1 protein-coding gene is annotated in these 978 nt (G+C 53.7%); it reads left to right on the top strand.

The window, feature by feature from the left end:
- A partial coding sequence (locus NW856_RS09725; protein ID WP_414400011.1) for a DALR anticodon-binding domain-containing protein occupies positions 1 to 862 on the top strand: 862 nt, incomplete at its 5' end.
- Positions 863 to 978: the final 116 nt, after the last annotated feature.

Raw genomic sequence — 978 nt, 5'->3', positions numbered from 1 at the left:
CGAAGAGGCCGTCTATTTCAAAACCCAAGAATTTGGCGACGACAAGGATCGGGTGGTGCAAAAGGCCGATGGTTCGTTCACTTATCTAGCCGCCGATATTGCCTACCACCGGGATAAAGTGCAGCGGGGATATCACCGGCTGATCAACATTCTTGGCTCAGATCACCATGGCTATATCGGCCGCTTAAAGGCGGCGGTGGGTGCCTTCAGCCCAGATGTCAAGCTGGAAATCTTGATTGGACAATTTGTCAAATTGTTCAAAACCGACCCGCAAACCGGTGAGAAAACCGAAGTGCGCATGTCCAAGCGCACCGGCAACTTTGTCTCACTCAATGACCTGATCGAAGATCCAGAAATTGGCGTGGGGGTCGATGCAGCCCGCTGGTTTTTGCTTAGCAGCAGCATGGACAGCCCCATCAACTTCGATTTGGATTTGGCCGTCAAGCAAACTTTCGATAACCCGGTCGTGTATGTTCACTACAGCCATGCCCGCTGTTGCACTCTGCTGCGGCGGCTACAGGAAGAAGAAAAGGTTGAACTGACCAACAAAGTCCCTTTGACGGAGCAACAAAAACTGCCCTACAAAGAGCCAGAAGAGCGGGCCCTGCTGCTGCGCTTGTTGGCCTTGCCGGATGAGCTGATCGCCGCTGCCGAAGAGCGCGCTCCCCACAAGATCATCCGCTATGCAGAAGCCATCGCCGCCGATTTCAACAAGTTTTACGACAACTGCCGTATTTTGCCGCTCTTGAAAGAGGATCCCCTTTTGGCCCAAGCCCGCATCCAATTGGTGCAGGCCACGCAGCAGGTTTTGTTTAACGTCCTCACCGGCATTCTCGGCCTGAGCGCGCCGGAGTCTATGTGATTTACGAAGGAGTGCCGTAAGGCCCCCAGCTCACGCTCTGGGCGGAAGCCAGCTATAGCGGTCGCGAGTAGGTCAATTGCAATAAACCGTTCCACAACGCATAGTCATTTATCTCA

It is taken from the genome of Synechococcus sp. R3-13, assembly GCF_047462195.1.
Taxonomy (GTDB): domain Bacteria; phylum Cyanobacteriota; class Cyanobacteriia; order Thermostichales; family Thermostichaceae; genus Thermostichus.
This window is presented reverse-complemented; position numbering and strand designations above follow the sequence as displayed.